The organism is Mycolicibacterium sp. 624 (genome assembly GCF_040548615.1).
GTDB lineage: Bacteria > Actinomycetota > Actinomycetes > Mycobacteriales > Mycobacteriaceae > Mycobacterium.
Map to the genome: position 1 here is coordinate 537,529 of NZ_JBEPRZ010000002.1, position 15,250 is coordinate 552,778.

Sequence of the window (15,250 nt, forward strand, 5' to 3'; positions counted from 1 at the left end):
TGAGACGCGCTCATGTCCTCCCGAATCCGCCCTTATTTTTTGGGGCGAATCTCATGGCGATGGGCGCTCAGCCCGACCGCTCAGGTCGGCGCGTGCGATGGCAGAGAAATCGCGATCTCGGTACCGGGTGGACTGTGAATATCGAGCACGCCACCGACAGCCAACACCTTGGCTCGAATCGACGCGAAGCCGATGTGCCCCTTCTCCACACTCAATGCGAGGCGCTCCGGTGGAATGCCCACCCCGTCGTCGGCGATGCGCAGCATGGCTCGACCGTCGGCGTGCTGAAGCGCGAATCGTAGGTTCTCGGCCTGGGCGTGCTTGATCACGTTGGTCGAGAACTCCCGCGCCGCGCTGTAGAGCAGGTGATCGGCGTCGGTGCGCAGGTCGTCGGGCCAGCCGTCGGATTCGACGTGGACGGCGAGATTGGTGCGCGACGCGATACCGTCAGCCAGCGAGGCAATGGCAGCCTTGAGACCAGCGCGTGCCAGCACCTCGGGATGCAGTTCACGGACCACATCGCGAAGCAGTCGGGAACTCTCGGCGAGCGCGGAATCAACGCGGTCCATCGCATCACCGGACCCTTCTCTGACCTCCTCCATCTCCCGACGGGATGCCAGGATGTACTGCAGTGCGCCGTCGTGCAGGCGTTCCGACAGAGTCTGCCGTTCACGCTTCTCGAGGCTGATTACCTCCTCGAGCAGGTGGGTTCGTTCCTGAGCCAGGTTGGCGATGGTTCGCGAATTGGTCTGCTGAATCCAGGACAGCGCCACCGAACCCGCCGCCAGCCCGAACAACACCGCTGTGGTCGAAAGAATTGAGCCCCATGGTTCGTCGCCGTTCGCTTCCTTGTCCACCCAGTTCACGACGAAGAAGGCACCAACGGTGGGGATGGCGATCACCGCGCTCACGAACGGATCCAGCTGGGCCGCTGCGATCAACGGGATCAGGAACAGACCGTGCTGCAGCACATCAGAGGTCCAGGTGTTGGGCGAACTCAAGCCGGTTTCCACCGAAAGTATCGACACCACAGCGACATCCGCGCACAACATGAGCAGCGCCACCGAACGCATGGTCTCGATACCGGCGGGATTGGCGGGCCGCAGCGCCCAGAAACTCCACCCGATGACCACCACGACGTAGCCGGCCCACAGCAGCCCGTAGGGCCAGCGGTAGGTGTCGGGCGGCTGCAACAACAGCGCGAAGAAGACGAACGCCGCGAGCAGAACCCGTAGCGCGCATTGCAGCAGCAGCCCACGGAAGATCGCGCGCTCAGATCGCTGCACGACCCCGGTCACTCCCACCTACGACCACGTCCGATTCCTGCCCCGCAAAGTTGGCAGGAGCATAGGACGAATCACCCCAGCACTGAGGGTGATTGCCGAAATGACGCCACCTGCTCAAGCGGTGAGGAGTGCGCCCGTCGATCACATCTCAGACGGGCGGGCCAATCCACCGCCTGGAACCATGGAGTGATGGCGCGGGGCGAGCATCCGCAGCGCACGCCGTTCTACGGCGTGTGCCTCCTGATGGTGGCGTTCGCGGCGTGCTGGGTGGCGTCAGTGACTCACCCGGCCTGGGCGGCGGCGCTCATCTATGTGGCGGCCGCGATCGTCGCCGCCGTCGGCTTCGTGATGACGTTCCGCGACTACGGGTAGCCGGTCGCCTTGCTTCCGCTGAACTCGACAGCGGCGCATGGGTTTACGGCAATGGCCGCGCCGCCCACGCAAAACTCTACGGCGATCAGTCCTTGCCGTTGTCGCTGCTGGAGCTGGAACTGGAGCTGTCGGAGCCACCCTTCGCGGCACTTCCTGCGTTGCTGGCCTTTCCGGCGGTGCCTGTTCCATCCGACGCGCCCGCCGAGCCGGAGTTGCCGGCCCTTCCCGGCTGTGACGACTACGGGTTGAGCGACCGGCGATGGCGAGCCGCAGGTGTGAGCAAGACGGGCTGACAATCTCCCGCGCCGCGCGTGATTACCTGCCTGCGTACACCTCGGGTGCACGAAATGCCCTCACGGATCCGCCGGCCAAGTACCCAGCGGTTTCCCAGTGCCCCCAGTCGGACTCGGACCGACACTGTGCGGATTTCAAGCCCGAGGTCCCTGTCTGATCAGGGTTGCTGTATCGCTTCGGCGCGATTCAGCACCGGCGCAAAACCCCAGTTCAGCGTTACTCTCGTGCTGGAACACAGGGCAATGCAGCCGGTGCTGTCTCGTTGCCGCTGGCAGCCGGATTGCTGCCGCGTTGCTGTCATGCCGCCGTCAAGACGCTGCTGCGTCCCCGATATCACCGTCTTTTGGTGCATCTTCGTCGTCGTCAGGTAGGTAGGTGTCTGCAAAGCCCAGCACGCGCGGCTCAAGCGGCATCTGCGGCGGTGCCAGACGTCGCCGCGTGAAGCCAGGGCCGGTTTGCAAGTAATACGCGCCTTGCCGCCCTTCGAACCGTCCGATCAGTTCCCGTGCTGTCGCAGCGTCTTCTGCCGTATTCGGGTACAGCACCTTGTCCAGCCCCTCCTGCAGCGGACCCATTAGCGGCTGAACGGCCTTGATCATGTCAAGCACGTTGGGGTCAGCATCCAGATCTTCCAACTCGCGCCGCTTCAGCCAGGGCTTGGTCCGGTTGTCCGTTAGGAACTCATCGAGCATGAACGCGCGATCCATGGTGATGATGACCTCTGGATCGGTCCGGACGCTCACATTGAAGCTCCACTTGAAAGCGTTAATATCGCCGTGCTGCAATGCGTCTCGCAACGCTTCCAGCCAACGGTAATCGAACGATTCTCGCTTCAGGTCGGCGAACAGTTGCTTTATCGCGTCCACCTGCTCACGGTCCAGGCCGAGGGTTCGCCGGGCACTGCGGATGGTTTGGTACTCATGGATTTGCAGCGCGGCGGTGAACGAGATCAGCGCCGAACGCAGTTTGCGCTTCCACTCATCCATGGCCGTGTAGTTCGTGAGGGACAGTTGCTGACTACCAAGTTCACGAAGGACGCCGATCAACACGTCCATCAGGCGATCACTTTCGTACTGGATGTGCTGTAGCAGCTCACTGTCTAACATCCGCCGAATCCGGTCGTACGCCTTTACGTACCTAGTGTTCTCCTCTTCGGTGAAGGAACACACCTTCGTGAAGATGGGCGCATCCGAGACCTGGGGATCGCGGTACAGCAAGATCGCGCCGTACTGGTCTGCTTCGGCTTCGGCGTCCTGAGTATCCAGCTCCGCATTCTTGCTCTCGACAGAGTCTTTGGCCGCGGCTACGGCGGCGATAATCGCTGTAATACGTTGCTGCACCGCGTCTACAGGGGGCAGTCCTTCAGTCAGCCAGCGATGGCCCTCGGACACAACGCTATCCAACGCCTGCTTGGAGTTGTCCTGGGCAGATTCGCGCGTGAAGCGGTCCCGCACATCGGGGGTGTCGGCCCAGTCCATCACCACGGCGGTCATCACCTGCAACATCGCGTTTAGACCCTCAAGGGCTATCACCATTGCCGGACTAGTCCTCGGCGGTGGGTCGATCATGAGTGCGCTCTGCCACGCGTAGCAGGCGTTCTCACAGAACTCCGACGGTGTCTCCCCGTCGATGTCATCCAGCGCCGAGGCGAAACCTTCCAGCCGGCCCACCCAGTCGCGTACCCGCCCTACTTCTTCCTGCTCGTCTTCCACGGCCAGTGCCTTTCCTTCGTACTGTCACATCGTGTGCGGCTCCCTTCTAGTGGGCAGCCCCATAGCATCGCACGACTGCCCGACAAAACTCACGACCGTTTAGGGCGTGTCGTCACCCATCCACGGACGCACAGTGACAGCAGCGACGCCCGCTGTAATCTGTAGTCGTGCCCCGGCAAAGGCACCCCGGCGCAGGAGACGGCCCGCACCCAAGTCAGGGCCCGTCGGGAGGCACGCGCTAGGGATCGCAAACAGTCCGGAGCCCGTTGAGGCGCCCCGTGCATCGCATGCGAGGCCGGACAGCGTGTTGGCAGATGTCAATGCACGCCCTCAACGAAGGAAGCCAATGAAGCTCTGTCCAGAACCGCCGTTCATGTTCTGCGCGTTCGACAGCGCCGACGAGATGAACCGATTCGTCAGCGTGTGCGCAGACGATGGCCGAGAGGTGCTGCTGACGCCGCGCCTGCCCTTGACGATGACTGTCAGTGGTGTCAGCTCTCCTACGCCGTCTGATTAGCACTCTCTGCCAGAACGGTTTTCGGGCTTCTTGCTGCGCGAATCGCGGTTCGATTCCGCGACTGGCACGTTGACACCTTGACAACTTCATAGTGGTTGGGTCACGCCCCCCGCATCTGCCTACGCAGCACTCAGCCGCTAGGTGCGAGATCACCGTAGACGGTGAAGCACATTGTGGGAACACTGAAGCGGATTCTTGATGTCGCGCAGGACGATCAGGCCATACCAAGCAACCCAGTAGTTGCCGGAAGGCGGCACAACGAAACGTCGTGTGACCTCAGACGGCAAGGCACCGTTCAAGCACCGCCCGCTGTCGGCCAACCAAGTAGCGTCGGTAGTTGATTGGATCGCCACGACGCGCGAGGTCACCGTTTCCGAGCGAAACGGCGAAGGTGTCGAGCCAGTCCCGCACGGACACCAGGCAGGGGAACCACGTCTATGCGCTGGCCGTGCTGTTCTCGGCACATACCGGCGTCCGAGCCGCTGAGCTTCAGGTCTGCAGGTGCGGGACGTCACGCTTTCCGACATACCGGGCACCGTCGGCAGCATCCGCGTAGTCCGCACAGCCATGCGCAAGGAACGACAGTGGCATTACGGCACGCCGAAAGGCGACGCGAACTCGGATCGCGTAGTGCCTCTCGCCCCCTGGCTGGCGGATGAGCTACGCGACTACCTCACTACGGTTCACCCGTTCGCCAGCAAGTACCCGCACGCCCCGCTGTTCCCCGGTCGGCTGAATCGCCATGTGTTCGATTGGGCTAAGCCGGTGCACGCCGGAAGCCTGTACGAGCACTACCTGCAACCTGCGACGAAGGCCCCTGGCTTAGGAGCGGTCCGTTTCCACGACCTCCGGCACACGTTCGCGATGATGAACCTGTCGGCTGGCGAGCATTACATGCAGGTGTCGAAGTGGCTCGGCCACTCCACGTTCATGCTGACGCTGGCCACGTACGCGCGACATCAACGAGGACGAACAGGCCGCCCCGAAGATCGGCCGTGGAATTGTTCAGCCTTCCAGCGTTACACCGCTGAAGCGAAAGGCCTAGGAAGCCAACGGTGGATTTTCAGGAGCAACGGCGGGCCAACCGCTGCGGTCGATCTGCTGCACGAAGGCGTAGAGCATGCCCATGCCGTGCGCTACATCCATCACGGTTTGGTAGTAGGCGTGGACTCGAGTCGTGGGGAAATGAGCCGTGCTCTCCCTGGCAACGCGGTCGAACGTTTCCTGGTCGTACCCACGGTATTTCAGTGAGGCGATTGCCCCCACCGCCGACGCAATGTTGTCGAGTTGACCAGGCTGCGGTCCGTAGTCAGCGTCGTGCATCTCAAAGAACCGGCGCATCGGATGCCGGTCGGCGATCATGCGTTCCTGCAGAAGTGCATCCAGTTCGCGATGAAACCACTGTAGGCCGCGCTCCAGGCGCTGCAGTCGGACGTACTGATCCAACGTGTTCCAGTCCCGAACTGCTGCGAACCATTGCAGCGTGAGGTCGGACTGGGTCCCCACGTCCGCCATGAGGCTCTGTATCGCACCGCCCCACCTTTCGCTCTGCCGCTCAGCGAATGCAACCAAATTCTGAAACTCTTCAGCCGACTGCTTGGCAATGTCGACGTTGAATCCGTGCCACGTCTCGTCGTGGAAGCTCTGGACACGTCCGGCGCCTCGTTCAATAGCTTCGATTCGTTCCGGGCTGCAGAGGGTCGAAATTGCATCCCTGAATTGATTCCACGCGATCTGCGATACCGCGTCCACGCGGTCGGCTGCTGCCTTCTCGTCGCGTTGGCTAGCAAGGGTAGCGAGTACGACGAGCGCGAACGGCACGCCGACTAGGAATCCGGTCAGGCCCGCCAGGATGTTCGGTATGTAGGCATACGCTTTCATCCAGTCCGCACCGGCGAGGTCTGCAATCAAACACACGGCGAACAGGACCGCGCCCAGCGCCAGCATCACCCAGATTGCAACTTTGGTTGACCGGCTGAAGTCACGGAACGTCTCGACCACTCCTCCGGCCGCGGGCTGACTCATGTTCGCCAGCGTGCCACGGGCCGCCGACGTTGCCCTCGTGGACGCGCTGGCGCTGACCAGGGCCGATGTGCCGCCACGCTGCCGTGTTGCTGTCACGCCGCTGTCGCGGTGCGTCCCGGCCCTTGCGACAGCGACGGCCAGTGCCACCGAAAACCGCCCCTACCTGCGAGTACGTCAGTGCCCCCAGTCGGACTCGAACCGACACTTGGCGGATTTTAAGTCCGCTGCCTCTGCCAATTGGGCTATGGGGGCTTTGCAGCTCAGAGCATACTTCAGGCCGTTTCGTCCCTATTCTGACGACCCGAATACCGCAGTGATACCGCAGTGCTGTCGATGGCCCTGCCCAACGCAGCAGCCACACCGCTCAAATCGTCATTGAGGAGATGGCCGTACCGGTCGAGCGTCATCGCGGCGGTCGCGTGCCCCAGCAGTCTCTGCACGACCTTGACGTTAGCGCCTGCACTGATCGCCAGCGACGCCGTGGTGTGTCGCAGGCCGTGAGGCACCAACCCCTCGATCCCAACCTCGTCGCACGCATTGTCGAACGCCCAGCGATACTCGCCGAGCGGCAAGAACCCGCCTTTACGGCTCGGGAACACCAGCGCGTTCGGATCGGCGGGTAATTCCGCTTGGAGCCGCTGCCACACAGGTTCAGGCACCGGCACGTGACGATCCCGTTTCGTCTTGGTCGTCGACTCCACGATGCCCTTACCGGTGACCGCGGTCGCGGACGATCTGACCGTCAACACCCGATCCCCCACATGCCGGCGCCTCAGTGCAACAGCCTCACCGAACCGAAGGCCGCAGTAGCCCAGCACCAATGTCAGCGTTTCGAATCGGCCTGCGGCCTTGGCCAGCAACAACAGCTCGGCATGGCTCAAATAGCGCCGCTCACGCTCACTTTGTTCGGGTAGATCTTCGTCCCGCTTGATCTCCAGTGCGACGTTCTTCGCAACCTTGCCGGTCCGTTGGGCGTACTTGAGGACGGCGCCGACCAACTGGTGTGCCTGGGTGATCCGACTTGCCGACAGACCGGTTCCGCGTTGCCCGCCGTCGACCGACAGCGCCCCCAGCCACGTTGAATAGGACTCGTAGTCAAGCCGTTTCAGCGGGACACCTTCCCACTTCGGCAGAATCAGGGTGTCGAGCAACGAGCGATAACCTGCAACAGTTTTCGGTTTTCGGTGCTGTTTGGTGGCGAACCATTGCTCGGCGACCGATTCGAAAGTCTCCGCGCTCTTCCGCGGATCGACATATTCGCCGCGCTGCAGATCAGCGGTCAGCCCGTTGAGGTATGCCTGCGCATCCGGCTTGCGCTGGAAACTCTTGGTGCGCTCAGCGCCCGTGCTGTCGACCCACCTGACACGCCAGCGCGAAACCTTGCCGTAGACCGCAGACCGCTCCGTGCGCATGGTGCCGTCCGGTTCCTTGACGCGCTTGTGCCAGCGGTCGTCGATACCCGCGCGCTCGTTCCGCGTGATCACGGGTCGAACATACCGCAGTAATCCGTGACGACCATCCGCCTAGGGGGACTCTTGTAGGTTCTCAAACCCGGTGTCCAAAACGTGCCCGCTGCGCTGCACTTATTGCGGGGGTCTCACCCTTTGGCCACTGACATTTTCTCACTGTCGTGTCCAATTTCAGATTGGCACCCCGCACCTGTTGACCCTCTTCACGGGACAAAGCCAACCGCTCCCTGCCCTTGCATCGAGCTGGCGACGAAATTTCGTCACGTGACCAGTTCCGCACGCGGTTCGATCCGAGAGAGGTAAGAACCTGAAACCCATTGCCTCACAACGGCGTCATAGTCATCGACTGTTGAGGTGCGAAGTGCGCATCGCCACCGCACGCCGCGCTATCGACTAAGATCAACCACCTCTGGCTCAGACGTTCACTCCATTGGCTCGGGCGTGAAGGTGACGTCGACACCGCCCACGGTCATCGTCACCTGACCTTCAATCACCATCACCTGCGCCGAAAACCGTCGGTCAACGGTCTGGGCCAGCTGCTGTACCGGTGCATGCCACGCCGGGCCAACTAATGTCGGTTGTCGTTCTCGGCGGCGGACGAGGACTGTCCGATCGCACGTTTCCGGGCGTTGTCACGGGAGTTGGCGGACACACTTTTGCCATCCAGATGGCGGATCAGAGGACCAGACGGTGATCGCAGACTCCCAGAGCGGCAAAAGCCAGCGATGGCTCACAATCCGATGCTGATTGACGTTGTGGCATCGCCCGAGAGGTTGCGTCATCCCTCCTGCTGGTACATCTGCCCGCTTACGTCCAGGTTGAGCTGTTCGGCGGCACGATATGCCGCGCGCCCAAGAATTGATGCGTAGGTGGGAAGCGACAGCGGAACCCGGGCCAGGTCATCCACCCGCATCCGCGCTGTCATGGCTATGGCCACCGCCTGAACAATCTCGACGGCCCGTTCGCCCACGACATGGCAGCCCAGAATGGTGCACGTGGCGCGGTCGACGATCAGCTTGCAGAACCCGGTGGTGCGACCGTCGATGATGGCGCGGGTGTTCCCGTCGAAGCGAGTCGTCGTCACTGCCACGTCGTGCGATTCTCGGGCTTTCGCCTCGGTCAGTCCGACCTGCGCATACTCCGGGTCAGTGAAGCTGCCGATCGGACTTACCTGATCCGCAAGCGTGGTCGTCGCGCCGCGCACCGCGTTGGTGGCCGCCACCATGCCGTCATGTACGGCCTGCGGAACCAGCATCAGTCGGCCGGTGATGTCTCCCGCAGCGAAGACATGGGGTGCGGTGGTCCGAAGATAGGGGTCGACGCGCACATAACCCCGCGCGTCAGTCTCGACACCCACTTCGGCCAGGCCTAGCCCGGCGCTATCGGCAACCCACCCGACCGCGACGACAGCGATTGCAGCGTCTGCGCTGTCGCGCCTGCCGTCCTTGGAAAAAACCATCCGTACGCCGCCGGGGGTTTTCTCGAAGGCTTCGATGGTGCCGAAGTTCTCGTGCACAACAATCCCCGATTCGCGGAAGGCGGCCGCGACTGCCATCGACACGTCTTCGTCCTCGGAGGTCAGGATGCGCGGGCCGGCCTGGAAGAGCTGCACCCGTGAGCCGAAAGCGTTGAAGATCGAGGCGACCTGCACCCCGGTCGCTCCTGCGCCCACGACCAACATCGATGGCGGGACCGCGGTTAGGCCCCAGGCATCGCTGTGGGTGGCGGTCAGCTCGAAGCCCGGGATTGGCAGCCGTCGGCTAGTGCCGCCGGCGCAGATGATGATCTTGTCGGCTTGCAGCCGTAGCCCACTGTCGGTTTCGATCGTGTGCGGATCGACGAAGCGTGCGGTGCCGGCCTTTTCGTGGGTTCTCACGCCCAAGTGGTCGAGGTACTCGCGCCGAAGCGAATGCGCACGCACATCGTCGACGACCTCACCGACGCGCGCGATCAACCGGGGATAGGAGAGGACCGGATCACTCACAGCGATGCCGTAGCGACTGAGCTGTGACGCCTCCCGGATCAGCCGGACAGCGTGAGCCAGGGTGCGAACGGGCACCGGTCCGTCATTGGCCGCCATGCCGCCAAACTCGTCGCGGGCGATCAGCGTCGTGTTGGCGCCCAGGACGGCGGCACGGTACGCGGCGAAAACACCGGCAGGTCCGGCACCGATAACGATGACATCGGCCACGCCTATCTCCTGACCGCGGCCCGAGCACCGTCAACGGCTTGGGCGGCACGACGGAGGAGCTCATGGGCCCGCGGTGTCTGGCGGAGCTCGAGATTCTTGCTCGCGAGTGACAGTGCGCGATGCGGGTCCGCGCCCACGTCGAGCCAGAATTCCGCCGCATGGTCGGCGAAGGCCTCGGGATGCCGGGCCATCAGTTCGTCGTAGCGTGTCGCCGCGCGGGCACCCCACTCGCGGGCTTCCTGCGCGCGGCCGACCTCGCTCAGGATGCGAGCGAGCTGTGCCGGGTAATCGGGGTCGTCGGAGGAGATCGTCAGCGGGTGCAGCCGGGCGATCGCGGAGTCGGTCTCGCCGAGCGCGGCCTCGACTTCGGCCAGATGGCCCTGGGCTGGAGCGTAGGCCGGAAGGCGGCGATGCGCGGCAGCAAGCCAACTGCGCGCGCGCCGGAGATCGCCCTGGGTGAGCCACATATTGGCGCGCTGAAAGTGCATTTGCGCCAGGGGAATCGGCGAGACCCCACGATAGCTCGCCACACTCTCGTCGAATAACTGCTCCGCCGTGGCCACATCCCCGCTCTCGGCGCAGAGCGAAGCCAGCGCCGCGAGAGAAGCGAAATCAGCGCGACGTGTCACAGCCTGCCGCATCACGGTGAGGGCCTCGTCGTAGCGTCCGACCGCCTGGAAGATCGCCGCTTGCTCGGCCTCGACGACGGCGGGAGCCGCGCCGAGGCGCCGGGCCTCGTCGAGGTCACGCAGTGCATCGGTGAAGCGATGGAATGTGGCCCGCGTCCGGGCGCGCGCGCGGAAGCCCCCACCGTCGGCCGGGCGATCGTGTGTGAGCTGCTCGGCCCGCGCCTGCGCCCATTCGTAGTCTGCGATGCAACCCAAGATCTGGCCCCGCAGCATCACCAGTTCTATGAGCTCGGCTTGACGAGCAACATCGAGCCGTCCCGCGAGGGCCTGTCGCTGCTGGCCGTCGATCTGCGCGTGCAGGTTCGCCACCGCGAGAGGGCCTGCGGTCGTGGGTAACTCGACGTCGCCAACCGCGTGGGTGGCTGGCGGATCACCGGGTCTCGTCATTGCCGCTCTCAACCGGACTTCTTCAGTGAGAGCTCAATCTTGGCCGGGGGGTTCGGGTCTGGCGGAGCCAGATACGGAAATGCATGCGAGGCCCGGACTGCCTGTTGGTCGACACCGTCGCTGATCCGGGCGCCGTTGCCTCCATTGACCAGCATCGTCACGATCGTGTCCCCGACATCGTCGTTGAGGCTTCGGCCGCCGCAGGTCTGATGGCTGGCGTCGTTCAACAGCGCCCGCTCAATCTCGAAGTAGCTGTCCTCGGAGTACGGCTTGGAAACATCGACCACCATGAAATCGGCCAGTAGCAGCTCCGTCAGGGGGTGAGCGCCGTGCGCGTCTAGCGTCCAATCGGTCTTATGGTCGAGGCCATCCCAAAAGCCGAGATTGGCGTTCATCCGCGCGCGGTAGGCACCAAGGTAAGTTGGCCCCAACTCGAATGGGTCCTCCTGGTTGTACAGATCGCGAATATCCAAGTCTCGGTTGACGGTGTCGTAGTCCTTTGAACCTAGGACGACGCTCTTCATCAGCGGGCGGCCGAAGCGTTCCAAACGCGCGGTGATCGGCCCGGCGATCATCGTTTCCCCCACCACGGCGAACAACGGCCCGGTATCCCCTCCGAAAATGGTGGCGATGTCGAGTTCGACGACGATGCTCAGGACGTTCTGGCGGTGCTGCCTGCTGTCGCCGGGGTTAGCGAAAGCGAGCTGCCCGGTCATCAAGGCCTGCGCCGCCCGGACGCCGTCGAAGAAGAATGGATCCATCCGACGTCCGGCAAAAGCCCGCAACCCCTTGCCCTCTCCGCCTTGTTCGTCGTTCACCTGGAAGGATGCGACCTGACCGCTCGAGGCGGTGCAGGTGCCTTCCTGCGCGAGCGGCTGGCCAGTCTGGTACTCGACTGGGTCTGCAAAACGGCAGCTAACGATGTACTCCATGTCTCCGATGGCAAACACAGGCGCGATTTCGCGCGAGATCGTGACAGGCCGCAGGCGGAATCGGTAGTCAACCGCGTCGGAAAACAGCGCGGCTGGTTCTGCGCTCGGAAACACGTCGAGCACCAGGACTAGACGGCCGGGTTGCTCCGGGCTCGGGAAGACGTAGACGTCAGTGATGTCCACGACAGGATCCGCTAGGGCTCGGGGCCCAGAATTGTGGTCAGACATTTCTCACTAACTCCTCTAGACCGTCAAAAAGAACCTATTCGGGCGCGACTTCAGCCAGCGGGCGTGAGACGCCGTTCCTCCTTGTCAGGTGTCGAGCTCGGCCAACCAGCGCATGGCGCGCAGGCCAGGCGCGAAGAAGTACTCGCCTCCCCGCGTCACCACGAAAGCGGGCAGACCCTGCAGCCGCCGGCGGATCGGCTGTCGTGGGATGGTGAACGATCCGGTCCCGTTGTTAGCGCCCGCGATTGGATCCTTAACGTCGGGAGGCCCGTGAAAGAACTGTCCCTTGTTGATCCACTCCTGCTGGACGAATTCGAATTGCCGCTCCAAACTCGCGCCGATGAAGACGAACGCCAACCCTCGTTCGGCGCCGTCGTCTTCGATCACCCCGGGCGGAAGCAGCGGGCCGTAGCTGGTGCCGCGCCGGATCATGCGGTGGAAGCGCATGAAGCCGCTGATGTCTGAGTCGCGTGGGTTCATCCGCCGAATGTGCGAGCCGGGAGGAGTTTTCATGCCCTGCGGGTCGTCTTCCTTGAAAAGAAAATCGTTGTTGCGTTTCGGGTCAGCACCCAACCCGGGGTCGTCGTGCATGGGACACAACGCCAACGGCGCGCCGCTTTGCCAGCGCCCCATCATTTTCGCCCCGAGCAGCTCTTCCTCTTCTGCAGTCGAGGAGTTGGCCTTCAGATACTGGCGAAACGCCGCAACGCGTTGGTGCAGCTTGCGGAAAACGACGTAGGTGCCGTTCTTGCCGAGCACCTCGGGGCGCGGCATCGCAGAAACTTCATGCCGCTCATTCTCATAGCCCAGCAAGAACTCGCCCGGCTTGAGCGGCTGCTCTTGGGGGTTCGATCCCGGAATACCGCTTCCCTCGATTGCTGGGTGACTGATGCCGTCCCTGAACCCGAAAGCCTCTGTCTCGGTGGGCAGCGCATAACAGTCCAGGCTCCATATAGTGGTGACCCCAGAGAGTTCCTCAATCGCTTCCCGGGCGGGCGCGAGTACGCGCTTGAGTCCGGCCGCGTCAGGCGAGAGCGCGCTCAGCCCGATATGGACGTCGGGGGTGCCCAGCGGTTTCTCCCAGTTCTCGGGGGCGCTCTCACCGACATCGCCCAATTGCGCGGCGCGCGCAGCCATGCCCTGCTGGAACGGAAGCGGGAAGCTGTCGAGCGTGTCTTGCGGAACGCCCAGCGCCTTGAGGCCCTGATAACTCAGTGCGGCGGTGACCCAGGCCTGGTGACTGGGGTCCATCGGACTTGTGGCGTCGGCCAGAAAGGGGATCAGCCTCCGCAACAGTTCCCGACCGGCGCGCCGGTCCTCGATGCGCAGCAGGATATAGGCACCGACGTAGGGCGACGGCCGCGGATGTAGGGCCCCGTTTTGTATGTCGTCCAGTTCGAGAGTGACAGGCGTATCTCGTGTGGTCATGGATGGGTTCGTCTTCCTGACCGGCTTCGGCCGCTAACCGTTTCGCGGTGCGGGTTCAGCTCGCCGCTTCATCGAGTAGCGGCTTCAATGCCGGATGCTGGAGCGCCTCTGCGGCGTCGGGATTGTCGAGCACCTGCTGGAACACGTGCTGCAGTCGCAGGGCCTTGTCGATCTCTGCGACGGTGCCGTCATTGGTATTGGCGAATATGTCGGCTTCCGTCTGGGTTTCTGTCAGCCAATTCTTGAACTCTTCCCAGGACATGGAGTCGTAGCCGCCTTCGGGGGCTTCCTCGAGATGATTCATCCAGTCGAAGGCGATCTGGCTCTTGTCGCCGCCGACGAGACCCGCTATCGCGTCGTCGAAGTAGGGGTCGAAATCAAGATCGAAGCTGATCGTGATGAGAAGCCGTTTACCGTCGTCGAGGACCACATACCTGGCGTCGTGGACGCCGATCTTCTTGTACATCTCCCGTACATCGCCTCGGCTCGCCAGGCCCGTCGAAATCTCATCGATTATCTGCTGGGCATGTCCCGGCTTGATATGCCACAAGGCGCAATACTCGGTCACCGGCCCGCTCTTCTTGCCCTTTCGTACCAGTCTGCCCGGCGTTGGTTGTTGCGTACTCGCCATGGCGATCTCCTTCGTAGTTGATGACCCGTGGAGTGAGGCTGACCGTCAGCCGATCGCTTCAGGAACAGTCGGCAGGGTGTATGAAGTCCGGGATCCTGGTAACCCAGACTGACCCGCCCTCGATTCATGAGGTCTCCCTCCTCGAGCCCCCACCGCAATCGAGTATTCGCGCTCGATCTGTGCGTCATGGAGTTTTCCCAACATCGCGCCAGAATATTTGCCGACGAGTCGCCTGCCACCACTTCACAGGCATCGTCCAGCGACTATGCCCAACGAGCATTGCCATTCGGCCCCAAGCACGTCCCTACTGGTAGAGGAGGCGTCATCCGTTTCACAGCGATTACAAGCACGAAAGAACCCGCACGCCACCACCACCACCGGCTGTTGGCTGGTAAGTGGAGAAGCTAGCTACCTGGCTCGGCTAGCCAAAGCCAGCCAAGCCCCCTAGCCAGGTCAACCCTGCTCAACCATCACGTTCGAATCACGCGGCCAGCTCGACGCAAGCGATCTAGCGACGATGCAGATGCTGCGCTCCCGACGTGTCATCGACACCGCGCTGCGAATCGAGCACGCAGTCGGACGAGTCGAGCCAGCTCTATGGGCCGCCGACATCGTGTGCGGAGCTGTGGTCCAGGCAAGAACCGGCAACCGCGATTACCTCGACGTTCTCGGCGCCGCAGTCGAAGTCCACACGATCTGACCCCCATAAAAGCGCGAGCCACAGGCCTCGTCGTCCGGCGAGTTATCCTGTGGCTCACTTCCAAACCCACCGCAATGGGCTGGCTACAGCGCTGAGTCTACGACCATGGCATCTCCACGCAACGGCCGTTGCTGTCGAATGGGCAAGAGCCTGCAGCACAGCTGACAATCACGACCAATGACCCAGTCTCATACGCGTGTCCAATTGGACATGCGTTGGACATTTCATTTGAGAATTGGACATCGAGTTTGAGAACCTACAACTCTCACAGCAGAACCGCGGCGATTGAATCGCACAGAAAAGGTATGACTTTTCGGTCGATATGCCTGCGGTGGTGGACGCACCGGCACATCCCCCATCACTGTTGGCTCAGTCGAACCGACCGTGAT

12 protein-coding genes, 1 tRNA gene and 2 pseudogenes are annotated in these 15,250 nt (G+C 62.8%); 4 read left to right on the forward strand and 11 right to left on the reverse strand.

The genetic code is table 11. The features are described from left to right. Nucleotides 1-80 precede the first annotated feature (80 nt). Nucleotides 81-1,286 carry a sensor histidine kinase gene (locus tag ABIA65_RS09555; RefSeq protein WP_354523368.1) on the reverse strand — a complete coding sequence of 402 codons (1,206 nt, stop codon included), beginning with the start codon at nt 1,284-1,286 and terminating at the stop codon, nt 81-83. Nucleotides 1,287-1,475: 189 nt separating this feature from the next. Between ABIA65_RS09555 and ABIA65_RS09560 the strand changes: the two genes are divergently transcribed. Continuing rightward, on the forward strand, nt 1,476-1,658 hold the full coding sequence (locus ABIA65_RS09560) for a hypothetical protein (protein ID WP_354523369.1): 183 nt from the start codon (nt 1,476-1,478) through the stop codon (nt 1,656-1,658). Between the two features lie 602 nt (nt 1,659-2,260). Here the strand turns inward: ABIA65_RS09560 and ABIA65_RS09565 are convergent. Then, nucleotides 2,261-3,664 carry a hypothetical protein gene (locus ABIA65_RS09565; protein ID WP_354523370.1) on the reverse strand — a complete coding sequence of 468 codons (1,404 nt, stop codon included), beginning with the start codon at nt 3,662-3,664 and terminating at the stop codon, nt 2,261-2,263. 346 nt (nt 3,665-4,010) lie between these two features. Here ABIA65_RS09565 and ABIA65_RS09570 point away from each other — a divergent pair, with 346 nt between their 5' ends. Continuing rightward, complete coding sequence (locus ABIA65_RS09570; protein WP_354523371.1) at nt 4,011-4,181, forward strand: hypothetical protein; 171 nt, start codon at nt 4,011-4,013, stop codon at nt 4,179-4,181. A 567-nt stretch (nt 4,182-4,748) separates the two neighbouring features. After that, nucleotides 4,749-5,084 (forward strand): annotated as a pseudogene (locus ABIA65_RS33475) (tyrosine-type recombinase/integrase); the annotation flags it as partial. Nucleotides 5,085-5,222: 138 nt separating this feature from the next. Here the strand turns inward: ABIA65_RS33475 and ABIA65_RS09580 are convergent. The 9 genes and pseudogenes from ABIA65_RS09580 to ABIA65_RS09615 form a co-directional block, all read right to left on the reverse strand. Next, a complete protein-coding gene (locus tag ABIA65_RS09580; RefSeq protein ID WP_354523372.1) occupies nt 5,223-6,353 on the reverse strand; it encodes a hypothetical protein in 1,131 nt (376 codons plus the stop codon). Between the two features lie 31 nt (nt 6,354-6,384). After that, nucleotides 6,385-6,458: transfer RNA gene (locus ABIA65_RS09585), tRNA-Leu, on the reverse strand. Between the two features lie 20 nt (nt 6,459-6,478). Beyond that, a complete protein-coding gene (locus ABIA65_RS09590) occupies nt 6,479-7,690 on the reverse strand; it encodes a tyrosine-type recombinase/integrase (protein WP_354523373.1) in 1,212 nt (403 codons plus the stop codon). 407 nt (nt 7,691-8,097) lie between these two features. Further along, nucleotides 8,098-8,229: pseudogene (locus tag ABIA65_RS33480) on the reverse strand (YaeQ family protein); the annotation flags it as partial. 224 nt (nt 8,230-8,453) lie between these two features. Next, nucleotides 8,454-9,866, reverse strand: coding sequence for a dihydrolipoyl dehydrogenase family protein (locus ABIA65_RS09595; RefSeq protein WP_354523374.1), 1,413 nt, complete (start codon nt 9,864-9,866; stop codon nt 8,454-8,456). Nucleotides 9,867-9,868: 2 nt separating this feature from the next. Further along, the gene (locus ABIA65_RS09600) at nt 9,869-10,864 is read right to left on the reverse strand and encodes a tetratricopeptide repeat protein (RefSeq protein ID WP_354523375.1); all 996 of its coding nucleotides are present in this window, start codon (nt 10,862-10,864) and stop codon (nt 9,869-9,871) included. An 86-nt stretch (nt 10,865-10,950) separates the two neighbouring features. After that, the gene (locus tag ABIA65_RS09605; protein WP_354523376.1) at nt 10,951-12,102 is read right to left on the reverse strand and encodes a DUF4331 family protein; all 1,152 of its coding nucleotides are present in this window, start codon (nt 12,100-12,102) and stop codon (nt 10,951-10,953) included. A gap of 84 nt (nt 12,103-12,186) precedes the next feature. Then, nucleotides 12,187-13,530 carry a Dyp-type peroxidase gene (locus ABIA65_RS09610; protein WP_354523377.1) on the reverse strand — a complete coding sequence of 448 codons (1,344 nt, stop codon included), beginning with the start codon at nt 13,528-13,530 and terminating at the stop codon, nt 12,187-12,189. Between the two features lie 55 nt (nt 13,531-13,585). Beyond that, a complete protein-coding gene (locus ABIA65_RS09615) occupies nt 13,586-14,161 on the reverse strand; it encodes a hypothetical protein (protein WP_354523378.1) in 576 nt (191 codons plus the stop codon). 517 nt (nt 14,162-14,678) lie between these two features. On the opposite strand from ABIA65_RS09615, the gene ABIA65_RS09620 reads away from it, so the two are divergent. Beyond that, the gene (locus ABIA65_RS09620) at nt 14,679-14,861 is read left to right on the forward strand and encodes a hypothetical protein (RefSeq protein ID WP_354523379.1); all 183 of its coding nucleotides are present in this window, start codon (nt 14,679-14,681) and stop codon (nt 14,859-14,861) included. The last annotated feature ends 389 nt before the right edge of the window (nt 14,862-15,250 follow it).

What these genes read in the sequence shown, in the direction of transcription:
- ABIA65_RS09560 (WP_354523369.1), top strand. Translation starts at nt 1,476, where the DNA reads ATGGCGCGGGGCGAGCATCCGCAGCGCACGCCGTTCTACGGCGTGTGC.
- ABIA65_RS09570 (WP_354523371.1), top strand. Translation starts at nt 4,011, where the DNA reads ATGAAGCTCTGTCCAGAACCGCCGTTCATGTTCTGCGCGTTCGACAGC.
- ABIA65_RS09605 (WP_354523376.1), bottom strand. Translation starts at nt 12,102, where the DNA reads ATGTCTGACCACAATTCTGGGCCCCGAGCCCTAGCGGATCCTGTCGTG.
- ABIA65_RS09610 (WP_354523377.1), bottom strand. Translation starts at nt 13,530, where the DNA reads ATGACCACACGAGATACGCCTGTCACTCTCGAACTGGACGACATACAA.
- ABIA65_RS09615 (WP_354523378.1), bottom strand. Translation starts at nt 14,161, where the DNA reads ATGGCGAGTACGCAACAACCAACGCCGGGCAGACTGGTACGAAAGGGC.
- ABIA65_RS09620 (WP_354523379.1), top strand. Translation starts at nt 14,679, where the DNA reads ATGCAGATGCTGCGCTCCCGACGTGTCATCGACACCGCGCTGCGAATC.